Annotated in this window: 9 protein-coding genes and 1 pseudogene; 3 read left to right on the forward strand and 7 right to left on the reverse strand. The window is 73.1% G+C overall.

The features are described from left to right. Positions 1-947: pseudogene (locus QRN56_RS01270) on the forward strand (hypothetical protein); the annotation flags it as partial. A gap of 20 nt (positions 948-967) precedes the next feature. Here the strand turns inward: QRN56_RS01270 and QRN56_RS01275 are convergent. After that, positions 968-2,182, reverse strand: a complete 1,215-nt coding sequence (locus QRN56_RS01275) for an ROK family transcriptional regulator (RefSeq protein ID WP_285100654.1) — start codon at positions 2,180-2,182, stop codon at positions 968-970. Positions 2,183-2,287: 105 nt separating this feature from the next. On the opposite strand from QRN56_RS01275, the gene QRN56_RS01280 reads away from it, so the two are divergent. After that, complete coding sequence (locus tag QRN56_RS01280; RefSeq protein ID WP_285100655.1) at positions 2,288-3,946, forward strand: glycoside hydrolase family 13 protein; 1,659 nt, start codon at positions 2,288-2,290, stop codon at positions 3,944-3,946. A gap of 103 nt (positions 3,947-4,049) precedes the next feature. On the opposite strand, the gene QRN56_RS01285 is transcribed toward QRN56_RS01280, so the two are convergent. The 6 genes from QRN56_RS01285 to QRN56_RS01310 form a co-directional block, all read right to left on the reverse strand. Continuing rightward, positions 4,050-5,036: a glycoside hydrolase family 130 protein gene (locus QRN56_RS01285; RefSeq protein ID WP_285100656.1), complete on the reverse strand. Its 987-nt coding sequence runs from the start codon at positions 5,034-5,036 to the stop codon at positions 4,050-4,052. Between the two features lie 9 nt (positions 5,037-5,045). Continuing rightward, on the reverse strand, positions 5,046-5,879 hold the full coding sequence (locus QRN56_RS01290) for a carbohydrate ABC transporter permease (RefSeq protein ID WP_285100657.1): 834 nt from the start codon (positions 5,877-5,879) through the stop codon (positions 5,046-5,048). Position 5,880: 1 nt separating this feature from the next. Beyond that, complete coding sequence (locus QRN56_RS01295; protein WP_285100658.1) at positions 5,881-6,789, reverse strand: carbohydrate ABC transporter permease; 909 nt, start codon at positions 6,787-6,789, stop codon at positions 5,881-5,883. A 5-nt stretch (positions 6,790-6,794) separates the two neighbouring features. Then, positions 6,795-8,078 (reverse strand): extracellular solute-binding protein, encoded by a 1,284-nt coding sequence (locus QRN56_RS01300; RefSeq protein WP_285100659.1) that lies wholly within the window; start codon positions 8,076-8,078, stop codon positions 6,795-6,797. After that, entirely contained in the window at positions 8,075-9,112 is a 1,038-nt protein-coding gene (locus QRN56_RS01305; protein ID WP_285100660.1) for a LacI family DNA-binding transcriptional regulator, read from the reverse strand. The genes QRN56_RS01300 and QRN56_RS01305 overlap by 4 nt, the downstream gene beginning before the upstream one ends. A 239-nt stretch (positions 9,113-9,351) precedes the next feature. Then, entirely contained in the window at positions 9,352-12,204 is a 2,853-nt protein-coding gene (locus QRN56_RS01310; RefSeq protein WP_285100661.1) for an ATP-binding protein, read from the reverse strand. Between the two features lie 206 nt (positions 12,205-12,410). On the opposite strand from QRN56_RS01310, the gene QRN56_RS01315 reads away from it, so the two are divergent. After that, positions 12,411-16,271: a S8 family serine peptidase gene (locus tag QRN56_RS01315; RefSeq protein ID WP_285100662.1), complete on the forward strand. Its 3,861-nt coding sequence runs from the start codon at positions 12,411-12,413 to the stop codon at positions 16,269-16,271. Positions 16,272-16,297: the final 26 nt, after the last annotated feature.

Consider the following 16,297-nt stretch of genomic DNA (forward strand, 5'->3'; position numbering starts at 1 on the left):
GCGACCTCGGCCAGCACCTCATCGCCGGCGGACTCCTCACCACCACCGCCGCCGCAGGCGCGGCGGGAGCCGCCGGATCCACGCGCGCGACCCGGCTCCACTCGTTCGGCACCAAGCACGCCGCGGTGGCCGCGGGTGTGGCCGCGGCGCTCGCCATCGGAGCCGGCGCCATGGCCCTGATCGCCGTCCAGCCCGACAGCCCCTCGATCCAGGCCGACGGCGAGCCGTTCGACGGCGGAGGTCCCGAGGCGCTCCTCGAACCGGACCCGCCGCGGGACCCGTCGCCGCCCGCCGACCCGCCGCGGCGTCCGGCCGCGCCCGCCGAGGAGGACTCCGCCGCCGAGCCGATCGCGGCACCGGAACAGGTCGCGGCCGCCGTGCCAGCCTCCGCGGTGACCGCTGAGACCCCTCCCGAGCCCGCGGCGACCCCCGCACCGCCCCGGAAGGCCCCCGCGCCGGCGAAGGACAAGCCCGCGCCCGCGCCGAAGGACCCCGCCCCGGCCAAGCCGGAGACGCCGCCCACCGCGCCGGCCCCCGAGCCGAAGCCGGAGCCGGAGACTCCCCCGGCGCCCGGCCCGCCCGACAAGAGCCCCGCCGGCCCACCCGGCAACCCCTCCAACGACCACGGCAAGGGCCCGGCGAAGGACAACGACCAGGGCCCGGGCAAGGGCAACGGTCACGACAGGGGCAACGGCCACGACAAGGGTCGCGGAAACGACCACGGCCCGGGCAACGGCCAGGGCAGCGGAAACGGCCGGGGCCCCGGTCCCGGCCCCGGCAACGACAAGAGCCACGACCACGGCAAGGGTCACGGCAAGGACAAGGGCGGCGACCAGGGCAAGGGCTCCGGCAACGACCGGGGCCACGGGCACGGGCACGGCCACGGCCACGGCCACGGGCACGGGCACGGGCACGGGCACGGCCACCACAACGGCCGAGGCCGCTAGCGCCACCCGAACCCAAGCCCCTAGTCCACGACCCCCAGCGCCAGGTCGAGCGCGTCCGTCCGCACGCGCTCCAGCGCGAGCGTGGACGCGCCGACGATCACGGCGTCCGCCCCGAAGGACGAGGCGACGAGCTCCGGGGCGGGCGGGTGCACCATCCCGTCCAGGATGGTCGCGGTGCGCCGCAGCAGGTCGCCGACCACGGGCGCCACGCCACCCGCCACGACGATCCGGTCCACGTCGAGCATGCCGTCGATGACGGCGCACACCCGGGCGAGGCGGTCGGCCAGGCGGTCGACGAGGGCGATGGCGCCGACGTCGCCGGCCGCGGCCGCCGCGAACACCGCCGGGGCGTCGATCGCGCTCGTGGGCAGGGCCCCCAGGGCGCTGTCGGCGGGCAGGGCGCCCGACTCGTGCGCCTCCCGGCCCCAGATACGGGCCAGGGAGCCGAGGCCGTGCGGGCTGCCCACGCCGACCACGTAGTCGAGGAGGCGCATCTCGCCGGCGCCGCCGTAGCTGCCGCGCACAAGGGCGCCGTCCACCACGATGCCGGCGCCGAACCGCTCGCCGGACAGCAGCGCGGCGAACGACCCGACGTCACGCCCCGCCCCGAGGGCGCGCTCCGCGTGCGCGGCGAGGTTCGCGTCGTTCTCGACGGTCACGTGCCAGCCGCGGTCGCGGAAGTGCTCGGCGAAGCCCGGGTTCATGCGCGCCCAGAAGGTGTTCGGGCCCGGCGGGGTCGCGCCCTGCGCGTCCGTCAGGGCCGGCACGCCGACGGCGATCCCCAGCACCCGCGCGGGGTCGACGCCGGCCGCGGCGAGCGCCTCGTCGATCGTGGTGTCGGTGACGGCCAGCCGGTCGGACGCGTTGTCGTGCGCCCGGTCGACGGGGTGCTCCTGCCGCCCCACCTCGGCGCCCCGGAGGTCGCTGACGGTGGCGAGCACGCGGTGCTGCCCGGCGTCGACGCCCACCACGTACCCGGCGTCGGCCCGGAGCTGGTAGAGCCGGGCGGGCCGGCCCTTCCCCGCGGGCTCGGGCGCGCGCTCGACCTCGCGCATCCAGCCGAGCTCGATCAGCTCGGCGCACCGGCTGATCACGGTCGAGCGGGTCAGCCCGGTCGCGTCCATGGCCTCGGTCGCGGTGAAGACGTCGTTGGCCCAGGCGAAGTCGAGCACGCTCACGGCGTTGATGCGTCTCAGCAGTCCGGACGACGACGCGTTCTGGGGTGCTCGGCTCACGCTTGACCTTTCGTCCCCGACGCTGGAGGCTCTCTCCAGGGCATTAAATCTAACGCTTGCATAAAATTGCGACCGCTCGACCACGACAGCAAAGGATCCCGCACCGTGACCAGCACCCTCAGCGAGCAGCAGCTCCTCGTCGACGACCCCACCTGGTGGCGGCAGGCCACCGTCTACCAGATCTACCCGCGCAGCTTCGCCGACGCGAACGGCGACGGTATCGGCGACCTGCGGGGCATCATCTCGCGCGTGCCGTACCTGAAGCGCCTCGGGATCGACGCCGTCTGGCTGAGCCCCTTCTACCCGTCGGCCCTGGCCGACGGCGGGTACGACGTGGCCGACTACCGCGACGTGGACCCGCGGATCGGCACGCTGGACGAGTTCGACCAGATGGTGCAGGCCCTGCACGGCGCGGGCATCCGCGTGATCGTCGACATCGTGCCGAACCACTCCTCGGACGACCACGTCTGGTTCCAGGAGGCCCTGGCCTCGGCGCCGGGCAGCCCGGAGCGGGCCCGCTACATCTTCCGCGACGGCCTGGGCGAGGACGGCTCGCAGCCGCCCGCCGACTGGACCAGCATCTTCGGCGGCCCGTCGTGGACCCGAGTGCCCGACGGCCAGTGGTACCTGCACCTGTTCGCCAAGGAGCAGCCCGACTTCAACTGGGACAACCCCGAGGTCCGCGAGGACTTCCACCGGACCCTGCGGTTCTGGTCGGACCGCGGCGTCGACGGCTTCCGCATCGACGTGGCGCACGGCCTGACCAAGGAGCTCGCCGAGACCCTGCCGAGCCAGGCGGAGCTCGACGCCATCACCGAGCCCGGCGCGCACCCCCTGTGGGACCGCGACGAGGTGCACGAGATCTACGCGGGCTGGCGCCAGGTGTTCGACGAGTACACCCCGCCGCGCATCGCGGTGGCCGAGGCCTGGGTCGACACGCCCCGGCGGCCCCGGTACGCGAGCGCCGACGGCCTGGGCCAGGCGTTCAACTTCGACCTGCTGGAGGCCGACTTCGACGCGGCCCAGTTCCGAAAGATCATCACCGACAACCTGGCGCTCTCCGCGGCGTCGGGCTCGTCGACCACGTGGGTGTTCTCCAACCACGACGTCGTCCGCCACGCCACGCGCTACGCCCTGCCGCCGCGCGACGGCCGGCCGGGCAAGCAGGGCCAGGCCTGGCTGCTGTCGGGCGGCACCGAGCCCGTGGCCGACGTCGAGCTGGGTCTGCGCCGCGCCCGCGCGGCGACGCTGCTCATGCTGGGCCTGCCGGGCAGCGCCTACCTGTACCAGGGCGAGGAGCTCGGCCTGCCCGAGGTCGCCGACATCCCGGCCGACCAGCACCAGGACCCGGCGTTCTTCCGCAACCCCGGCGTCGACCCGGGCCGGGACGGCTGCCGCGTGCCGCTGCCGTGGACGCGCGAGGGTACGTCGTTCGGCTTCGGCACGGCGGGCGCGCACCTGCCGCAGCCCGCGGGCTACGGCGAGCTGTCGGTCGAGGCGCAGGACGGCGTCGCGGGCTCGACGCTGGAACTCTACCGGGCGGCGCTCGCGCTGCGCGACGAGCTGCAGACCGACGAGACGCTGGAGTGGCTGGACGCGTCGGACGACGTCGTGCACTTCACGCGGCCTGGCGGCTGGCACGTGGTGACGAACTTCGGCACGGAGCCGACGGCGCTGCCGGACGGCGAGGTGCTGCTCACCAGCGAGCCGCTGGCCGACGGCCTGCTGCCCGGCGCGACGACGGCGTGGGTCCGCACGGCGTGACGCCGCGCGGCGTCCGGTGACCATGCGGTTGCTGCCAGAACGAGGCTCGTCCTGGCAGCAACCGCATGGTCACCCGGGGCCGGCCGGGGCCCGGCCGACCGGCTCAGGCGCCCAGCGTCGCGCCCCAGGTCTGCTTCGGGTCGTGCACGGCCACGGCCAGCGTGGTGTCGGACTGGCCGTAGTACGCGAGCCACCGGCCCTGGAAGTGCACCAGGCCCTCGACGAACGTCACGTTGGACACCAGCCCGTTGCGGTCCTCGAACGTCTGCGGCCGCAGCCACGGCTCCTGCAGCCGGGCCAGCACCCGCGTCGGGTTGTCGGGGTCGATCGCGACCTGCCCGCACCGGTAGTCGACGTCGACGCTCCCGTCGGGGTTGATGGTGCGCGTGGCCCCGTTGGTCAGCATGACGAGCAGGCCGTTCTCCGTCAGCACGGGCGACGTGCCGATCTCCACGAGGTCGGCGTCGAAGGACCCCGGCGTCGGCGAGTACATGGGCTCGGTGTCCGGGGTGCCGGGCGTCCAGTGGATCAGGTCGTCGCTGGTGGCCCAGTAGATCGCGCCCTCGCCGAAGTACATCCACCACTTGCCCTGCATCCGCACCGGGACGATCACGCCGGCCTTGGACCAGTTGAAGCCGCGCGGGTCCACGGTGGCGAACGTGTCGAACGACTCGAACATCGGCCCGTGCCGGGTCCAGTCGTGCAGGTCGGTGGACGTGGCGAGGCAGAGCTGGGCGCTGTGCCGGTCCCAGCCCGTGTAGGTCAGGTAGAAGGTGCCGTCGATGTACGCGATGCGGGGGTCCTCGCACCCGTAGCGCTCGTAGTCCTCCACCGGCGAGAGGATCGGCTCGGGCTCCCGCTCGAAGTGGAAGCCGTCGCTGCTCCGGGCCAGCCCGATGTGGGACACGATGTCCTCAGCGTGGGCCCGGTACAGGAGCACCACCTCGTCGTCGACCACCAGGGCCGCCGGGTTGTAGAGGTTCGCCGACTCCCAGCTGCCCCCGCGGGGGCGCAGGATCGGGTTGTTCTCGTACGGGACGAACGGCCCGAGCGGGAACGTGGCGTGGGTGAACATGCTGGTGACGTCCATGGGTGTGGGTCAGCCCTTCACGGCGGAGCCGATGTTGGATGCGGTGAAGTACCGCTGGAACAGGCAGAACAGGATGACGACGGGGAACGCGAGCGTGGTGGCGCCCGCGAGGATCGCCCCGTTCGGGTTGGCGGTGGACTGGGCCACGTTGGAGATGTAGTTCGCCAGGGAGACCGCGAGCGGCTGCAGCGTGGCGTCCTTGGTGATGAGGAACGGCCAGAGGAACTCGTTCCACGGCCCGATGAAGGTGACCAGCACGACCGTGGTCAGGGCCGGCTTGACCAGCGGCACGGCGATCGAGCGCAGGATGCGCAGCTCGCTCGCGCCGTCGATCCGCGCCGCCTCGAACATCTCCTGCGGGAGCGCCCGGAAGAACTGCGTGAAGATGAAGACGGCGGTCGTGTTGATCGCGAACGGCAGGATCATCCCGAGGTACGTGTCGCCGAGGCCGAAGCCCCGGGTGATCTGCACGTACAGCGGGATCATCAGCAGCTGGAACGGCACCATCTGGACCAGCAGCATCAGCACCCAGGTGGCGCCCCGGCCGCGGAAGTCCAGCCGGGCCATCGCGTAGCCGGCCAGCAGCCCGAACGTCGCCGTGCCCAGCAGCACGCCCGCGGTGAAGATCAGCGAGTTGCCCAGCGAGCCGATCAAGTTGATGCGCGAGTCGATCGCCGCGAAGTTGTCGAGCGTCCAGCCCGAGGTCGGCAGGAGCTGGTCGGGGGTGTTGGTAGGGCTCTCCTGGAACGCCCCGACCACCATGTAGTAGAAGGGAAAGGCGAACACGGCCGCCGCGAGGGTGAGCAGCAGGTAGCGCACCCAGGTCCCGCGTTGTCGTCGCATGTCAGCGCTCCCGGTTGATGCGGTTGGCGGCGAGCGAGAGAACGCCGACGACGATGACCAGCAGCATGCCGATCGCCGCCGCGGTGTCCGGGTTCTGCTGCTGGATGCCGCGCTGGTAGATCAGCAGCACCGGGGTCACGGACGCGCCGTCGGGGCCGCCGCCGTTCGTCAGCAGGTAGGGCTCGGTGAACAGGTTGGCGCCGGTGATGATCGCGAGCACGAGCACCAGCACGGTGGTGGCCCGGACGCCGGGCACCGTCACGTTGCGGAACCGCTGCCAGGCGTTCGCGCCGTCCGTCTCGGCCGACTCGTGCAGCTCGCGCGGCACGCTCTGCAGCGCCGCGAGGTACAGCAGGATGTAGAAGCCGAGCTGCTTCCAGGTGACGAAGAGCGCGATCGTCGGCATGGCCAGGGTGGAGCTGACCAGCCAGGACGGGTCCGGAGCCAACGGCCCGAGGACGGCGTTGACCAGCCCGCCCGACGAGAACAGCAGCATCCACACCCCGACCAGCGACACGCTCGCCGTCAGGTAGGGCACGTAGAACGCGATGCGGTACGCCGCCGCCCACCGGATCCCCGCGTTCAGGGCCGTCGCCAGCACCAACGACAGCACCACCGTGAGCGGCACGTTGATCACCAGGAAGACCCCGATGTTCCGGAACGCCTCCAGCACCTGCGGGTCCGTGAGCACGGCGGCGAAGTTGTCGAAGCCCACGAACGGCTTGGGCACGTCGACACCGGGCGCGGTGAAGTAGTAGTCGTGGAAGGCGATGTAGACGGCGAACCCGAGCGGGTAGGCGAAGATCGCGAGGACGAAGACGAGGTAGGGCAGCGCGAAGAGCGTCCCGATCGGCTGCCGTCCCCACCATCTCTGCCGCGTGGTGCGCAGCTCACCTGATGCCGTGCTCACCCGGATCAGCCCTGGACGAGCCCGTTGATGGTCTCCGCGGCGCCGCTCAGGAACTCCTCGACGGTGCTGCTGCCGAAGATGACGGCCGACGAGTAGTCGTCGCGGAAGGCCTGCCACACCTCGACCGAGTTCGGGATGCTCGGCACGTCGCCCGTACGCTCGGCCTGGGCGGCGAACACCTCGTAGGCGGGGTTCGCCTCGAAGTAGTCCGCGTAGGTGGTGGCCAGGTCGGTGCGCAGCGGCATCTGGCCGGTCGCCTCCAGGAGCTGGCCGTCGCTCTCCTCGCTGGTGGAGAACTTGAGGAACTCCCAGGCCGTGGCCTGGTTCTCGCACGAGGTGAACATCGAGACGTTCTTGGAGTCGGCGAACGTGATCGGCTCCGCCTCGCCGGTCGAAGTCGGCACCGGCATGAAGCCGACGTCGACGCTCTCCGCGTAGGAGGCGATGGCCCACGGGCCCGCGAGCTGCATGGCGGTGGTGCCGGCCGACATGGCGTCGTCCGTCGACGCCTCCTTGGGCGCGAGGCCCTCGGAGTAGATCGTCGCCCAGAAGTCGGCGACGGCCTTGCCGTTCTCGTCGTCGAACGTCGCCTGCTGGTCCTCGACCAGGGACGTGCCGCCCGACTCGGCCAGGTACAGCGGGTAGAAGTCGAACCACGGCTGGAAGAACTCGTTGGTCGGCGAGGGCCAGATGGCGCTGTCCGCGGCGCCCGACTCCACGATCTTCCGGCTGCCCGCGAGGAAGTCGTCGTACGTGGCCATGTCCGGGTTCTCCGGGTCGATGCCGGCCTCCTCGAAGACCGTCTTGTTGTACATGACCATGACCGGGTTCGACTTCCAGGGGAGCTGGTAGTAGCCGTCGTCGGTGAGGTACGTCTGCGCGCCCTCGCCCACGCGGTCCTCGATGTAGCTCGCGCCGTCCTCGAACTGGGACAGGTTCACGAGCCCGCCCTGGCGGACCCAACCCGGCACCGCGGCGCTGGAGATGTTGTAGACCAGGCAGGGCGCGGTCCCGGCGGTGATCGCGGCGGTGATCGCCTCCTCGGACGACGACCCGGCCGGGATCTCCTGGGCGGTGACCTGCTCGTCGGGGTGCTCGGCGTTCCAGGCGTCGACGACGTCCTGCCCCCAGCCGACCTCCTGCTCGTTGTTGGACAGCCAGACGGTGATCGGGCCGGTGCCGGACGGGCTCTCGCCGCCGTCACCTCCGCCGCCGCCGGACGAGCAGGCGGCGGTCAGGGCCACCGCGGTGAGCAGGGCGGCCGTTCCGGCCATACGGGGGTGCTTCATGAGAACTCCTCCTCGAGTTCGGTGTGGGGTGCCTCGGGTGCGGGGCCGTCGGTGCTGGCCCGCAGGCGAAGCGCGTTGCAGTCGACCGTCACGGACTCGGGCGGCTCGCCGGCGAGGTCGGCCAGCAGCCGCTCGGCGGCCACCCGCCCCCGCCGGAACGGGTCGGTCGAGACACTGGTCAGGGCAGGGCTCAGGTGAGCCGAGAGGTGGTCGTCGTCGAAGCCGGCGACGGCGAGGTCGTCGGGGACCAGCAGGCCCCGGCTCCGTGCGTAGGAATAGCCGGCGATGGCCATCGTGTCGTTGGCGTAGAGGATCGCCGTCGGCCGGTCGGGCAGGTCGAGCAGCTCGGCGGTGAGGGCCCGGCCGCTCCCGGCGGTGAAGTCCCCCTCACGCAGCAGCTCCCGGCTGCCGAGGCTCTGGACGTACGCCCCCGCGCGGGCGTGCGAGTGCACGTAGTCGAGCGGACCCGACACGTGGGCGATCCGGGTGTGGCCCAGCTCGCGCAGGTGGGCGACCAGGTCGCGGACCGGCGTGGCGTCGTCAGTGCGGACGCTGGAGAACGGGCTCGCGGCGTCGTACGCCCCGAGCAGCACCGCCGGCAGGCGGATCTGCTGGAGGTACGCCACCCGCCAGTCGACGCGGTGGAGGTCCAGCACGATCACGCCGTCCGCCCGGCCGCTCGCCATGGCCCGGTAGGCGCGCTCCTCCGCCGTGCGGCTGCTCGCGACCTGCAGCACGAGAGCGATCTCGTGCTCCGCGAGCACCGCCTCGACGCCCGAGATGAACGCGGGGAAGAAGGCGTCGGACGCCAGGATCGAAGGGTCGCGCGACAGCACGACCCCCACTGCGTCGGTACGCCGCGCAGCCAGCGCGCGGGCCCGTGAGCTGGGGACCCAGTCCAGCCGCTTGGCAGCGGCGAACACCCGGGCCTTCGTGGTCGCGGAGATCGGCCGTTTGCCGCTGTAGGCGTGGGACACGGTGGCCTTGGTGACACCCGCGGCGCGGGCCACGTCGTCGATCGTCGGCCTGTCCATAACGCTCCTCCGTCATCGGGGCCGTCAACGTAAAACCGGTTTGACGATCCGGTCAACCGGTTTGACGATCATGCCGCGAACGACCGAATCGACCTGGCCGGTTGACTCGCCGGCCTCGTGACGCCGAGTCAGCGAGATGGTCGGACCACCTTGCTGACTCGGCGTCCTGGGATCGCCGAGTCAGCCGGTTGGGCCGGTGGGCGGGTGGGGCGGTGAGCGGGTGGAGCGGGGCGGGTGGCTCAGCCCGCGACGGCCGCGCGGTCCTCGCCGGCGTCGTCGAGCAGGTGGACGGCGAGGTCTGCGCGGGAGCTGCAGCCCAGCTTGCGCAGGGCGTTGCGGACGTGGCTCTCCACGGTGCGCGGCGAGAGGAACAGGTCGGCCGCGATCTGCCGGTTGGTGCGGCCCTGCGCGGCGAGCAGTGCGACCTCGCGCTCGCGGCCGGACAGCCCGAGCCCGTTGGAGCGCCGGCCGCCGCGCCACGGGTAGGGCACGGGCAGGCCCAGGCGGCGCAGGGTCCGCGTGACCCGGGCGACGTCGTTGCTCGCGGCGCGGCCGCCGTAGCCCCGCAGCGCCTCCTCCAGGAGCGCGGCGCCCTCGGCGTCGCCGTCCTCGGCCAGCCAGACCCCCAGCCGCTCGACCACGCGCGACTCCTCGTGGCGCAGCCCGGCGTCGGCCACGATCGTGCGCGCCTCGCGCAGGAGCCCGACGGCGGCCGCGTGGTTGCCGTCGGCGTGCGCCACCACCGCCCGGCACGAGTGCAGGGCCGCCAGCGCCAGCGGGGCGTCGACCACGCCGAGCCCGGCGGCCAGCTCCTCGACGTGGGCACGCGCCTGCGCCGTCCGGCCCTGGGCGACGAGCGCGTCCACCAGGCACAGCATGGGCTCCGCCGCCCACACCCAGTTGCCCTTCTGCCGTGCCGTGGACACGGCGAGACCGGCCTGGTGGGCGCTGCCCTCGACGTCGTCGAGCGTGAGCAGCAGGCGGGCGAGCGCGCTGCGGCCGGCGAGCAGCGGCCAGACGGCGCCCACGCGGGCGGCGTCCTCCACGAGCGCGGTGAAGTGGGCGACCGCCTCCTGGGTGCCGCCGGAGGCGGCCAGCATGATGCCGTGCAGCAGGTGGTCGTCCAGGGTGGCGGCGTCGTAGCCCGGACGGCGGACCACCAGCTCGTGCGCGCGGCCGGCCAGGTCGGCCCAGCGTCCGGCGGAGCAGTCGACGGCGGCCGCGACCAGCTCGATCACGTCGGTGACCCGCAGGTATTCGGCGGCCGCCACGACGCGCCGCCCCTCGGCCAGCAGCCGCTCGGCGCGCCGCACGTGCCCCACGTGCAGCGCCGCCTGCGCCCAGTTCACGCAGGCGCGGGCGTGCTCGCGCGGGAAGTCCGCCAGGGCCTCGTCGGCCAGCAGCTCCTCCACGACCGACCAGCCCTCGGGCCGGCCCTGCTCGATCAGCAGGGACGCGTCGGCGATGCGCACCGCGAGCTCCACGTCGGCGGCGCCGCTGCGCCGGGCGGCGTCGCGGGCCTGCTCGCCGCGCGCGGCGTGCACGGTCATGGGGCGGTCGGCCACCGTCTCGGGCGCGGCGAGCACCGCGAGCGCCCGCGCGAGCAGCGCGGGGTTCGCACCGAGGTCCGGCAGGGCCTGCTCGATCTCGCGGTAGCCGGCGTCGGCCAGGCCCTGCTGCCGGAGCAGCCGGCCCAGGGCGAACCGGAGCTCGCCGCGCACGTCGCTCGGCAGCAGCTCGGTGGCCAGGAGCTGCTGGAGGAGCGGTACGGCCTCGATGTGTGCCAGCCCGTCGACCGCCGCCCGGCCGAGCTTGACCGCCAGCCGCAGCCGGTGGTCCGTGGGCAGGTCGGTCTCCATGGCCTGCACCAGGAGCCGCGCGGCGTGGGCGTCGTCGCCGTGCGAGACGGCCAGGTCCGCGGCGTCCTCCGCGTAGCGGACGAACCGGATGGTGTCCCCCGCGCGCTGGTAGTGGTGCGCCAGGCGCGCCACGGGCCGCGGGCCCTCCCGGTCCTCGATGGCGCGGGCGACCGTGCGGTGCAGCAGCCGGCGGGTGGGCGTGGGCAGCGCGTCGTAGACGATCTGCTCGGCCAGCACGTGCCGGAACCGCACCTGCCCGTCCTGCTCGTGCAGCAGGCCCGCCGTGATCGCGTCGACCAGGGCGGCGACGACGTCGGCGGGCGGGAGGCCGGTGACCTCCGCGATCAGGTCGACGTCGACGGGGTGGTCGAGCACGGAGGCGACGCCGAGCACCTCGCGGGTGCCCTCGGCGACGCCGTCCAGCCGCCCCAGCACCACGTCGCGCAGCGCCGTGGGCACCGCGAGGTCGGTGAGCACGTCGTCCTGGTGCGCGCCGTCGTCGGGCAGCGGGGTCTCGTGCAGGGTGCCCAGCACCTCCTCGGCCACGAACGGGATGCCGCCGGTGCGCTCGTGGAGCGAGGCGGCGAACGCGTCGGAGACCTGGGTGCCGAGGATCCGCCCGGCCAGCTCGCCGACGCCGGCGGGGTCGAGCGGGCGCAGGGTGAGGGCCAGGGGCGGGCCGGACGCCGCCCGGGCGAACGACTCGCGCACCGGGAGCGGCGCCCCGCCGCTGCGCAGGGTCAGCACGATGCACAGGCCCGCGGGCTGGTGCGCGGCGAGGAAGGTCAGGAAGTCGAACGTGCTGCTCTCGGCCCAGTGCACGTCCTCCAGGACCAGCACGGCGGGTCCTATCCGGTCCAGCAGCTCGGCGGCGGCCCGGAACACCCGGTGCCGGGAGGCGCCCTGGTCGGCCAGCTCGGGGGGCGGCGGCGGGAGCCGGTCGCCGAGCTCCGGCACCAGCGGGGCGAGCGCACCGACGATCGGGTTGTGGTCGCCGGCCGGCACCAGGTCCGCGTGGTGCGAGAGCACGTCGAGCACCGGTGCGAGCGGCAGGGGCTCCTGGAGGTGCTCGCAGTGCCCGATCAGCACGGGCCGGCCCGCGAGCGCCGGGTCGGTGGCGAGCTCCCGGACCAGCCGGCTCTTCCCGACGCCCGCCTCGCCGTCGATCACGACCAGCGAGGGGGTCTGCAGGACCTTGCGGACCAGGGACTCGAGCTCGGCGGTGCGGCCCACCAGGACGGGTGAAACTCGCGGTCGGGCCGGTGCGGCAGTCGTCTGGTCAAGACTCAACGGCCGCTCCCTCCGTGTCGTACCCGGGGGCCGGGGTGTGCCCGTCGTGAGGCAAAAGTCAGTGTATGGCACTGATGTTTCCGACAATCGACGCTATTACCTTCACTGATCAGCCGCGGATGCACCGCGGCTGATCCAGAGGAGGGCACATGGACCGACGGTCCGACGAACGCCGGCTGTCACGCGGGCATGTGCGCCGCGCGGCGGCGGTGACGATCGCGCTCGCGCTCACGGCGACGGCGACGACTCCCGCGGCCGGGGCACAGCCCGACGCCACGGCGAAGAAGAACTACATAGTCCAGATGGCGCTGGAGCCCGTCGCGACCTACACGGGCGGCGTGGCCGGCCTGGCCGCCACGAAGCCGGCGGAGGGCGAGAAGATCGACCCGGCCGCCCCCGAGGTGGTCGAGTACGCCAAGCACCTCAAGGGCCGGCACCGCGCCGCCCTGTCGAGCGTGGGCGCCAAGGACACGCTCTACCAGTACGTGTACTCGTTCGACGGGTTCGCGACGTCGCTGACGTCCGCCCAGGCGGCCGAGCTGCGCACCGAGCCGGGCGTCGTGTCGGTCACCGAGGACGTGCTGGTGCACACGACGACGGCGGCCACGGCCGACGACAAGAGCGTGGCACCCGCCGACGACAAGGGCGACGACGACGGCGACGAGGGCATCACCGTCTGGAGCGACCAGAAGGACGGCTCCGACGCCCCGGCGCAGCTCAAGAGCCCGCAGGGCCTGACCAAGCACTCCGCCGCGGGCGAGGACGTCGTCATCGGCGTCATCGACTCCGGCATCTGGCCGGACAGCGCCAGCTTCTCCGACAAGGACAAGCGCGGCCGTCCCGCCTACCAGCGCCTGCGCGGGTTCGACGGCGAGTGCGACGACGCGGAGACCGTCGGCGACGACTCGTGGGACGACGACGCGTGCAACAACAAGCTGGTCTCGGCCCGGCACTTCAACGACGGGTGGGGCGGCGACGCCGGTATCGCCGAGCAGATGCCGTGGGAGTTCCAGTCGGCGCGTGACTACAACGGGCACGGCACCCACACGGCGTCGACCGCGGGCGGCAACAAGGACGTCGCCGTCACCGGTCCGCTCAACAAGTTCAGCACCACGGTGAGCGGCATCGCGCCGCGCGCCCGGATCGCCGCCTACAAGGCGCTGTGGTCCGCCGAGGACGGTTCGACGGCGAGCGGGTACCCCTCCGACATCGTCGCCGCCGTGGACCAGGCCGTCGCGGACGGCGTGGACGTCATCAACTTCTCCGTCTCGGGCACGCTGACCGACTTCCTGGACCCGACGGAGCTCGCGTTCCTCGCGGCGGCGCAGGCCGGCGTGTTCGTCTCCGCGTCGGCGGGCAACAGCGGCCCGGCGTCCGGCACGGTGGCGCACCCGAGCCCGTGGATCACCACGGTGGCCGCGGCCACGCACTCCACCTCGGCGCGGTCCACCGCGACGCTCGGCAACGGCACCACGGTCTCCGGCACGTCGCTGGCCGCGAAGGTCGTGGACCCGGCGCCGTTCGTCTACGGGCGCGACGTCGTCGCGGCGGGAGCCACGGTCTCGAACGCGGGCCTGTGCTTCACCACCGCGGACAACAACGGCAAGCCCGCGCTCGACCCGGCGAAGGTGGCCGGCAAGATCGTGCTCTGCGACCGCGGCGAGAACGCCCGCGTCAACAAGGGCGCGGCGGTGGCCGAGGCCGGCGGCGTCGGCATGATCCTCGTGAACACCGTCGAGGGCGACACGCTCAACACCGACGTCCAGGCCGTGCCGTCCGTGCACGTGGCCGACACCGAGCGGGACGCGCTGATCGCCTACGCCAAGACCTCCGGCGCCACGGCCACGATCGCCGCGGCCTCGGTCGACACCTCGACGCCCGCCCCGTACACGGCGGCGTTCTCCTCGCGCGGCCCGTCGCTGGCGGGCAACGGCGACATCCTCAAGCCCGACGTCACCGCACCCGGCCAGGACATCCTCGCCTCCGTGGCACCCCCGGGACAGCAGGGCCTGGACTTCAACCTGATGAGCGGCACCAGCATGTCCGCGCCGTACGTGGCGGGCCTGGCGGCGGCGCTGGTCGAGGAGCACCCGAAGTGGTCGCCGATGGCGGTCAAGTCGGCCCTGATGACCACCGGCACGGACGTGCTGGACGCCGACCCCGAGACCCCGGCCACCCTGTTCCAGCAGGGCGGCGGGCACGTGGCGGCGGACGACTCCACCGACCCGGGCCTGGTCTACGACAGCACGGTGGAGGACTGGTTCGCCTTCCTCTGCGGCGCCACCGACGGGGTGCAGCAGGACACCTGCGACGCCCTGGAGAAGGACGGGCACTCCCTCGCGCCGTCCGACCTGAACACCCCCTCGATCGCGATCGGGCGGGCCGCCGACGGCCAGACCGTCACCCGCACGGTGACCAACGTGGGCAAGAAGCGCGCCACGTACACGGCCGACGTGACGGGCCTGGAGGGCCTCGGGGTGCAGGTCAGCCCCCGCAAGCTGACGCTGTCGCCGGGCAGGTCGGCGTCGTTCACCGTCACGTTCACGCGCGGCGAGGCCGCCCTGAACGTGCGGCTCGCCGGCCACCTCACCTGGTCCGACGGGCGCGGCGGCCACAGCGTCCGCTCCCCCATCGTGCTGCGCATGGGCGCCGAGGCCTGGACCGCCCGCTACAACGGCGGCGAGAACGCCCTGGGTGCCAACGACGACAACGGCAACGAGACGCTCACCTCGCCGGACGGCACGGTCGTCTACACCGCCGGTCAGACCTCGCCCGCGAGCTGGGGCGGTTTCCAGAACTCCCCGGTGACCGCCGCCTACGACGCGGCGACGGGCCGGCCCTTGTGGTCGGACGTGTACGAGGGCCCCACCGGCGTGGGCGGTGACCAGACCGGGTTCGGCATCAGCCCGGACGGCAGCACGCTGTTCGTGCTGGCCGCGGGCGGGGGCTACGGGAACGAGGCCGACTACGTCACCATCGCGTACGACGCCGCCACCGGCGAGCGCCTGTGGGTCTCGGTGTACGACGCCGCCGGCCTGTCCGACTACGGCGAGGCCCTGGCCGTGAGCCCCGACGGCTCGGCCGTCTACGTGACCGGCATGTCGCTCCTGGACGACCAGGGTGCCGCGGACTACGGCACCGTCGCGTACGACGCCGCCACGGGCGAGGAGCTGTGGCGCGCCCTGTACGACGGCCCGGTGGGCGAGACGGACGCCGCCCGCGCGATCGCCGCGTCGCCGGACGGTTCGGCCGTGGTGGTCACCGGGCAGAGCCGCGGCGAGGGCAAGAGCCTCGTCGACTGGGGCACGGTGGCGTTCGACGCCGCCACCGGCGAGCAGCTCTGGGACGCCACCTACGACGGCCCGGACGACAAGGGCGGCTCGGGCGGCGCGGTGGCGATCACGCCGGACGGCACCGTCGTGGTGACCGGCGACAACAACAGCGCCCAGAACTCGACCGACTGGGTCACCATCGGCTACTCCCTGGAGACCGGCGAGGCGCTGTGGACCGAGCGGCTCGACGGGGGCACCGGCGACACCGACGTGCCTCGCACGGTCGTCGTGAGCCCCGAGGGCGACTCCGTCGTCATCACCGGCAACTCGTGGGGCGAGGGCACCGGCAGCGACTACCTGACGGCCGTCTACGACACCGCGACGGGCGAGAAGCGCTGGTCGGCGCGGTACGACGGGTCGGCGCACGGCCTCGACGTCGCGTACACCGCGGCGTTCACGCCCAGCGGTGACCACGTGGTGGTCACGGGCCAGAGCGCGGAGGCGGAGACCGAGGAGGACTTCGCGACCGTCGCCTACTCGGTCGCCACGGGCGAGCAGGTCTGGTCGGCGCTGTACGACGCCGGTGGTTCCGGCGACGTGGCCAACGCCGTGGCCGTGGCCGCGGGTCCGGGGTCGCAGACACGTGTGGTGGTCACGGGCCAGAGCAACTACCAGCTCGACGAGATGACCAGTGACGCCGACATGGCCACGGTGTCCTACCTGGTCCCGTGGAGCTGACGGTTCGCCACGGGTAGGTGAGCGCG

This window comes from Promicromonospora sp. MEB111 (assembly GCF_030209445.1).
Taxonomy (GTDB): Bacteria; Actinomycetota; Actinomycetes; order Actinomycetales; family Cellulomonadaceae; genus Promicromonospora.

What these genes read in the sequence shown, in the direction of transcription:
- QRN56_RS01300 (WP_285100659.1), bottom strand. Translation starts at nt 8,078, where the DNA reads ATGAAGCACCCCCGTATGGCCGGAACGGCCGCCCTGCTCACCGCGGTG.
- QRN56_RS01285 (WP_285100656.1), bottom strand. Translation starts at nt 5,036, where the DNA reads ATGGACGTCACCAGCATGTTCACCCACGCCACGTTCCCGCTCGGGCCG.
- QRN56_RS01315 (WP_285100662.1), top strand. Translation starts at nt 12,411, where the DNA reads ATGGACCGACGGTCCGACGAACGCCGGCTGTCACGCGGGCATGTGCGC.
- QRN56_RS01305 (WP_285100660.1), bottom strand. Translation starts at nt 9,112, where the DNA reads ATGGACAGGCCGACGATCGACGACGTGGCCCGCGCCGCGGGTGTCACC.
- QRN56_RS01290 (WP_285100657.1), bottom strand. Translation starts at nt 5,879, where the DNA reads ATGCGACGACAACGCGGGACCTGGGTGCGCTACCTGCTGCTCACCCTC.